The organism is Thiohalomonas denitrificans (assembly GCF_016841685.1).
GTDB lineage: Bacteria > Pseudomonadota > Gammaproteobacteria > Thiohalomonadales > Thiohalomonadaceae > Thiohalomonas > Thiohalomonas denitrificans_A.
The window spans coordinates 1-7,552 of the sequence record NZ_JAENYR010000120.1 but is presented as its reverse complement, the minus strand read 5'-3'; the positions used below and the strand labels follow the sequence as shown (position 1 = coordinate 7,552).

The window sequence follows — 7,552 nt, the reverse complement described above, 5'->3', positions numbered from 1 at the left end:
TCGCCGGGGCTCCTCGTAATGACAGCGGGGGCAAGTTCTTCAGGAGGAGCCCCAGTGGCGCGGCAATCTCGCTGTTTTAGACAACAGATTACTTCGTCGTTTAGGCTCCTCGTAATGACAGCGGGGGCAAGTAGTTCAGGAGAGTACCACTTGCCGCTGTTCTCGGTGGCCTCTGTGGTTAAACAGGATTCAATCAGGCCTCTTCCTCACCCCGGGCCCAGAAAAGGCGGTTGGGGTGGTGCTGTCCCATTCCCAGTCGGTAGCCGTGCTTGAGGCTCTCCCAGGTGTACTCCTGGGCCTCGTGTACGGCGACAAACGGCTCGACCCCTTGTGCGAGCAGGCCGGCGATCGAGGAGGCGAGGGTGCAGCCGCTGCCATGGTAGCTGTGCGGCAGGCGCTCCCAGGTGAAGGTCTCCAGGTGGCGCATGCTGCCGTAGAAGCGGTTTTCGACATGGGGGCTGTTTTCGTGGGCTCCGGTGATGAGCACAAAATTGCAACCCATGGAGAGTAGTTCCTGACCACAGGCATCCAGGGTGTCGGCTTCGGTAGCGAAAAGGCGCGCCTCGTGGCTGTTGGGGGTAAGGATGGTGGTGAGTGGAAACAGTAACGAGACCATGGCCTCGCGCATGGCGGCATCCGACAGGCCGGTTCCGCCGCCTGCGGCGATAATCGGGTCGAGGACCACCGGCACCTGCGGATAGTCGGTCAGCAGCGTATGAATCGCCTCGATGTTCTCGATGCTGCCGAGCATCCCCAGCTTGAAGGCGGCCACGGGCATGTCTTCGAGCACCGCCCGCGCCTGCTCGATGACCAGGGTGGGAGCGACTTCGTCGAAAGTCACCACGTTGCGGGTGTCCTGGACCGTCAGCGCCGTGATAACCGGTGCCGCGTGGCACCCCATGCTGGCGATGGTCTCGATATCCGCCTGGATACCGGCGCCGCCCGTGGGATCGTTGCCGGCAAAAGTCATGACGACGGGGATTCTCTGCTGAGCCATGGTTTTCCTCCGGTTACAGCGTACCTGCCTGTGCAGCAATAAAGGCGGTCTTCGCCGAAAGCTCCAGGGAACAGGTCCACTTGTAGGCCAAATTCATGGTCTCCGCCTGAGCATAGACACCATGCCCTCGAACCACCGCAACACGGTGTTCGGCAAGCGTCTCGGCAACTCTGTCCGGCGCTTCCTTCAGGTAATTTTCGTACGGGATAGTGATGACCGGGACGCTGCCGAAATAGTAATTCCCTTCGAAATCGGGCGGAACGAAATCGACACCGTTCATGGTGAGCGCCACCGTGTAGGCGCCGTGGCTGTGCAGTAGTGCTCCTGCCGAGGAGTTGGACTGGTATACCAATTGATGGAGTCGGGCGTCCAGAGAGGCGCCCTCTCCGAGTGGCCCCTGCCTTGCGCAGTGAATCAACTCCTGCGGCTCCAGCGTATCGGCACACGCTCCGGTCGGCGTGACCCAGAAGTGCTCACCATCGGCGATGGAGGCATTGCCGCTGTGGGAATCGTTATAACCGTACTGGCGCAGCCAGCGGTAATAACGGATCAGCTCATCTCGTGAATCCAAGGCGTCCTCTCCGGTTGGCATTCGTGATGATTATACGGGATGAGGCTTCCGGGTTGGGTAGTGGTGTTGCGGTGGGAAGCGAAACGTCGAGATACGTGAAAAAAAGGTCGCCATCAGGAAAGCCCCGGTGGCGACAGGCCTGCCTGTCACGTTAGAAGTCGAGTTTCACCCCGGCCATCACGCTGAAAGGCTTGTTGGGGCGAGCCCCGTCGGGAGCGCGGGAGACGATCTTCTGTGCGTCGAAGACATTCTCCACCTTCAGGAACAGCTCGGTGTCTTTCTGGAGCTGGTAGCGGCTGATGTAGTCGACCGCGAACAGTGAATCCGTCTCCTGCCGCGGTGCATTGCTGCGATTGCACGACCGTTGTGCGGGCGGCGTTGGCATACCGCACCCCGCTGCTCTCCCCATCCTCGTAGCGCAATGCAAGATTGACGTCGAGCGTCTCGTTCACCTGCCAGTCATCCGTGATCCAGAGGGAGATGGCCTCATGGGGTAAAATGCTAAACGAGAACGATAATGATTTTCAATTCCTTGACGAGGCCCGAGTGACACCTTATCGTTCAGCCACGTTTACAGAAGCCTTTTATCAGGAAGGTAACGCAGAGGTTAGGGATGGATTTTATTCGCATGTCAGTCTGACGGCATTTACGGGCAGTCCGCTTCTGCGAACCAATCCCCGGCGGTATTCACGCTTGAATCCGAGGGAACATAATCCTGTCGTTTTCGTTGGAACCTAAACAATCAAGGTTGATAAAGATGAGTCGGCATGTTTTTGAAAAGATCGCCCTGGTCGCGGCGATAAGTGCCACGTGGGGTATGGCACAGGCACAGGAGTCGGAACTCCGGGATACAGTGCGCTACCTGGAAGGGCGCGTTCAGGTCCTGGAAGAGGAGAAGGTGGTTCGGGAAGAGGCCGTCAAGGCGGCCAGCCCGATCAATTTCGGTGCCCTGATCGAGGTGGAAGGCGCCAGCGGCGAGGATCATGAAGGCGCGGACAGTAGCGATGTGGTTCTGGCCACTGTCGAACTGGTCGCGGAAGCCCGGATCAACGACTGGACCCACGCCCAGGTTGTGTATCTCTTCGAGGAGGGCGACACCGAACCCGGCGAGATCGACCAGGCCATACTGACTTTCGGCAATCCCGAGCGTTCGCCGTTCTATCTCTCCGGCGGGCGTATGTACGTGCCGTTCGGCGTCTTCGAGAGCGGAATGGTCTCCGATCCCCTGACACTGGAACTCGGCGAGACCCGGGAGTCGGCGCTGCAGGTCGGCTTTGAAACCGGCGGTCTCTACGGCGCGGCCTATGCCTTCAACGGCGACTCGCAAGAGGTCGGTGACGATGCCGATTCCATCGATCAGTTCGGTGCCAACCTGGGTTGGGCCATGGAGCGCGACGGCTACCTCCTGGATGTCGGCCTGGGCTACATCAGCTCCATTGCCGACTCGGATGGCGTGAGCGGAGCTCTCGACGAAAACGGAGACATCGGAAACCTGCAGGATGCGGTGCCCGGTATCAGTGCTCATGCCATCGTGAACACCGGCCCCTGGACTTTTATCGGCGAATACACGGCGGCCAGTGACGAATTCCATGTAGCCGATATGGGGTTCAGGGGTAACGGTGCGCAGCCGACCGCCTGGAACCTGGAGGCGAATTACGGCTTCATGGTGATAGGTCGGGAAGTGAGCGTCGGCGTCGCTCGCCAGGAGAGTGCGGAGGCCGTGGAACTCGGTCTGCCGGAGAACAAGACGCTGGCGGCGCTTTCGGTGGGGATAATGGATAGCGCTGCACTGAGTCTTGAGTATGCGCTCGCCGAGGACTACAGCATGGCCGATGGAGGCTCCGGAGAGGATGGCGGAATCTTCACGGTTCAGATGGCGGCGGAATTCTAGCGGGGTTTGATTGGCACCGCCGGGACACGCAGCGCGTAAACCACTGAGGGCACCGAGAGAGGAATTCCATCAAGGAAGCACTCACTGTTTTCACTGGTCGATTTGTTTCCTGTGCACCTATTCCCCTCGTTCAAAGGGTCAATCGCGGCTACCGCCGCTCCTACGTCGTTTGGAAACAGCTCTCGGACGTTATCGGCTATGCAGTGTCCCGGCTCTGTAGGAGCGGCGGTAGCCGCGAATCACGTTTGATCGCGCGATTGCCGTCGCTCCTGCATTGATCGAGCTCATTTGAAAAATTCCGTTCAGAAACACGCCTCAGGCGTTATTCGTTCGGCTTTGCAGTGTCTCGTCGTCGGGAAGCGGTGTACGGGAGAAGTACTCATGCTTGATGCGCGCAGCCACGCCGGCGAGCAGGATCAGCGCCAGCAGGTTGGGCAGCGCCATCAGGATATTCATGATGTCGGCCACATTCCATACCAGTTGTAGCGGTACGGCCGCGCCGATCACCACCAGCAGGGTGAAAATCACCCGGTAGGGCACCACCGCGCGTTCGCCGAACAGAAAGTATGCCGACCGGTCGCCATAGTAGGACCAGGCGATCATGGTCGAGAAGGCGAACAGAGCCAGCCCGAAGCCGACCACCATGGCGCCGCTGTCACCCAGGGATTCGCTGAAGGCGTGCGCGGTCAGGGCGGCGCCCACTAGCGCCTCGTTGTCGGTTTGCCAGGCACCGGTAACGATGATCACCAGACCGGTCATGGTGCAGATCACCAGTGTGTCGATGAACGGCTCCATCATTGCCACCAGTCCCTCCCGCGCCGGTTCATTGGTCCTGGCCGCGGCATGGGCCATGGGGGAGGAGCCGAGGCCCGCCTCGTTCGAGAAGAGCCCGCGGGCCACGCCCCAGCGGATGGCCTCGCCCACGGCGGCGCCGCCCACCGCCCAGGGATTGAGGGCGTAGTTGAGGACCAGGGCGACAGCCGCCGGGATTTGGTCGAGGTGATTGAACAGTACCAGCAGGGCGGCAGCGATATAGAGGACCGCCATGAACGGTACGATGGTGCTGGCCACCCTGGCGATGCGCTTGACCCCTCCGAGGATGACCAGTCCCACCAGGACCGCCAGCAAAACACCGACCATCCAGGCGGCCTCGCTCACCTCCGGCCAGATATAGGTGAGGCCATCCACCACTGAATTGGCCTGCACCATGTTGCCGATGCCGAAAGAGGCAATCAGTGCAAAGGTGGCGAAGGCCGCGGCGGTCCGCTTCATTTTGAGACCGTGCATCAGCGTGTACATGGGTCCGCCGGCCACCTTGCCGTCCGGATCCACCTCCCGGAACTTCAGGGCCAGTGAACATTCGGCAAACTTCGTGGCCATGCCGAAAAAGGCCGTCACCCACATCCAGAACAGGGCGCCCGGGCCACCCAGGGAGATGGCGGTGGCCACCCCGGCGATATTGCCGGTACCGACCGTGGCCGAGAGCGCTGTCGAGAGTGCCTGAAAGTGTGAGACCTCGCCCACATGTTTCGGGTCGGAGTACTTGCCGGTGATCAAGGCGGCGCCGTGCCGGAACCCGCGGAGCTGAACCAGTCGGAGCCGGAAGGTCAGGTAAACGCCGGTGCCCACCAGTGCGATCAGCGTCAGATAGCTTCCCCAGAGCAGGCCCGAAAGCTGTCCGGTCCACACTGTCAGCGTCTCTAACCACTCCTGCATATCGTGTCTCCTGATTGTTAGTCGGGCGCGGCCGCGGGACATTGTAACCTCGCGCAGCAAAATCACTAGGGTCCATGCGGGGAATAGCGGGGCTCCCTTCGGACCTGCTCACAAGCACCCTCGGCTGCGTTGCAGTCGCTTGAATTGTATGGCCAGCCCTGTGCTCCTGCGCCTTGCCGAGCGCTTGTGAGACCGGCTGAGTATTACACTATTTTCGGCATGGCCCACTAGCTAACAGGATCGGCAAAGGAGATGCGGCGATGTAGGTGGTAACTTGACGACTGGCATTACCGACCCGGGTGGCTATCGTGTAATGTGGTTCCAAAAACCAACCCTCAGGACGAAGATTCCGTGAAGCAGTATCTGACTGCATTGCTACGCCCGCTGTTGGACAGCCTGCGCGATCTGGCCCCCATCGTTCTGGTGATCGCCTTCTTTCAGCTGGTGGTACTGCGGCAGCCTATCCCGGATTTCGCGACGCTGCTGGCCGGTACGGTCATGGTGGTTGTCGGACTGGCTCTGTTCGTGCGCGGCCTCGAAATGAGTCTGTTTCCCATCGGGGGGTCGATGGCCTATGCCTTTGCCCGCAAGGGCAGCGTGGCCTGGCTGCTTGCTTTCGCCTTCGCCCTCGGGTTCGGGACCACCATCGCCGAGCCTGCGCTCATTGCCGTGGCCAAGGAAGCCGCTGTCGTGGCCGCCACCGGTGGAATGATCGAGGATACGCTCAAGGCGCGAGCTGGCTACTCGGACGGGCTGCGATTCACGGTGGCGGTATCGGTGGGTTTTGCCATTTTCATCGGCGTGCTGCGCATCCTCAAGGGATGGCCGATTCAGTATCTGATAATCGGTGGTTATCTCGGCGTGGTCGGAATGACCTTTTTTGCGCCGCGGGAGATTATCGGTATCGCCTATGACTCCGGCGGCGTGACAACCTCCACGGTTACGGTCCCGCTGGTCACTGCACTGGGGGTGGGGCTCGCCTCCTCTATCAAAGGGCGCAACCCGATGGTGGATGGCTTCGGTCTGATTGCCTTTGCTTCACTGACGCCGATTATCTTCGTCATGGGATACGGGATGGTGATTGCATGAACGAAACCCTGCAGCTGATCGTCGATACCACCTTGACCATGATGAGGGACGTGCTTCCCATCGCCGCTATCATCTTCGGTTTCCAGTTCCTGGTGATCCGGCGTCCGGTGCCGAACCTCAAGAAGGTACTCATCGGTTTCGCCTATGTCCTGCTGGGACTCTCGCTGTTTCTGATCGGGCTGGAACAGGCGTTATTCCCCATCGGCAAGCTGATGGCCGAGCAGCTTACCGATCCGGCCTTTATCGCTCAGGGTGCCGCGCAGCCGGGGATAATCCGCTGGTACGACTATGTGTGGGTCTACGTTTTCGCCTTCGCGATCGGGTTTTCCACCACCCTGGCCGAACCTTCGCTGATTGCGGTCGCCATCAAGGCCGGCAAAGTTTCGGGCGGCGCAATCAGTGTCTGGGGACTACGTGTGGCGGTAGCCATCGGTGTGGCCTTCGGCATTGCTCTTGGTTCCTATCGGATTATTACCGGGACACCGCTGCACTACTACATCATTGCCGGCTATGTGGTGGTGATTGTCCAGACGATCTATGTGCCGAAACCAATCGTGGCTCTCGCTTACGATTCGGGGGGTGTAACTACTTCCACCGTGACCGTGCCGCTGGTGACGGCCCTCGGACTAGGTCTGGCTTCGGCGGTGCCCGGCCGCAGTGCCATGCTGGATGGCTTTGGCTTGATTGCTTTTGCCAGTCTGTTTCCGATTATAACGGTGATGGGCTATGCCCAATTGAGTGAATCGCGCGCCCGGCGCGAACGAAATGCTACAGAGGAGGTTTAGCCGTGCACTTCAAGTTGATCGTAACCCTCATCGAGGATGAGAAGTCCGACCAGGTGCTCCAGGCGGCGCGCGAGGCGGGCGCCACCGGCGCCACGGTACTCAACCAGGCCCGGGGAGAGGGGGTGCAGCAGGCCAGGACTTTCTTCGGTCTTTCGCTGGAGAGCCAGCGCGACATGGTCTTGCTACTGGTCGAGGAGCACCTGTCGCGCAAGATCCTCGAAAAGATTGCCGCGGTGGGGGAGTTCGACGAAAAACCCGGCACCGGCATCGCGTTTCAGATCGATGTGGAGGATGCCGTTGGCGTCGCGCATCAGGTCGAAAAGCTCACGCCGGTCATCGAGGAAGAGATCTAGTGCACTGTTGCATGCTTGGCGGTGCTTTCAGCGAGTCGCTGGCCGGCCAGATGCAAGGCGCGGTTCGCAGGGAATGGCGCGCCCTTTGCAAGAAACGCAACGCCGCAGATGGCCGGCCAGCGGCTCGCCCGAAGGGAGCCCCCCAAAAAC

8 protein-coding genes are annotated in these 7,552 nt (G+C 60.3%); 4 read left to right on the top strand and 4 right to left on the bottom strand.

What is annotated here, in order from left to right; all coding sequences use genetic code 11:
• Positions 1-193: 193 nt before the first annotated feature.
• The 3 genes from thiD to Q7L05_RS16415 form a co-directional block, all read right to left on the bottom strand.
• A complete protein-coding gene (thiD, locus tag Q7L05_RS16425) occupies positions 194-997 on the bottom strand; it encodes a bifunctional hydroxymethylpyrimidine kinase/phosphomethylpyrimidine kinase (protein ID WP_303909236.1) in 804 nt (267 codons plus the stop codon).
• A 13-nt stretch (positions 998-1,010) separates the two neighbouring features.
• Positions 1,011-1,568 carry a class II aldolase/adducin family protein gene (locus tag Q7L05_RS16420; RefSeq protein ID WP_303909234.1) on the bottom strand — a complete coding sequence of 186 codons (558 nt, stop codon included), beginning with the start codon at positions 1,566-1,568 and terminating at the stop codon, positions 1,011-1,013.
• Between the two features lie 151 nt (positions 1,569-1,719).
• Complete coding sequence (locus Q7L05_RS16415) at positions 1,720-1,953, bottom strand: hypothetical protein (RefSeq protein ID WP_303909232.1); 234 nt, start codon at positions 1,951-1,953, stop codon at positions 1,720-1,722.
• Positions 1,954-2,325: 372 nt separating this feature from the next.
• Here Q7L05_RS16415 and Q7L05_RS16410 point away from each other — a divergent pair, with 372 nt between their 5' ends.
• Positions 2,326-3,459, top strand: a complete 1,134-nt coding sequence (locus Q7L05_RS16410) for an LbtU family siderophore porin (protein WP_303909231.1) — start codon at positions 2,326-2,328, stop codon at positions 3,457-3,459.
• A gap of 315 nt (positions 3,460-3,774) precedes the next feature.
• Here the strand turns inward: Q7L05_RS16410 and Q7L05_RS16405 are convergent, their stop codons facing one another.
• Complete coding sequence (locus Q7L05_RS16405) at positions 3,775-5,175, bottom strand: alanine/glycine:cation symporter family protein (protein ID WP_303909229.1); 1,401 nt, start codon at positions 5,173-5,175, stop codon at positions 3,775-3,777.
• Positions 5,176-5,526: 351 nt separating this feature from the next.
• Between Q7L05_RS16405 and Q7L05_RS17480 the strand changes: the two genes are divergently transcribed.
• The 3 genes from Q7L05_RS17480 to Q7L05_RS16395 are packed head-to-tail and all read left to right on the top strand — an operon-like array spanning position 5,527 to position 7,402.
• Positions 5,527-6,264 (top strand): DUF1538 domain-containing protein, encoded by a 738-nt coding sequence (locus tag Q7L05_RS17480; protein ID WP_317623149.1) that lies wholly within the window; start codon positions 5,527-5,529, stop codon positions 6,262-6,264.
• Positions 6,261-7,049 carry a DUF1538 domain-containing protein gene (locus Q7L05_RS17475; RefSeq protein WP_317623148.1) on the top strand — a complete coding sequence of 263 codons (789 nt, stop codon included), beginning with the start codon at positions 6,261-6,263 and terminating at the stop codon, positions 7,047-7,049. The genes Q7L05_RS17480 and Q7L05_RS17475 overlap by 4 nt, the downstream gene beginning before the upstream one ends.
• A 2-nt stretch (positions 7,050-7,051) precedes the next feature.
• Positions 7,052-7,402 carry a P-II family nitrogen regulator gene (locus Q7L05_RS16395; protein ID WP_303909227.1) on the top strand — a complete coding sequence of 117 codons (351 nt, stop codon included), beginning with the start codon at positions 7,052-7,054 and terminating at the stop codon, positions 7,400-7,402.
• Positions 7,403-7,552 lie beyond the last annotated feature (150 nt).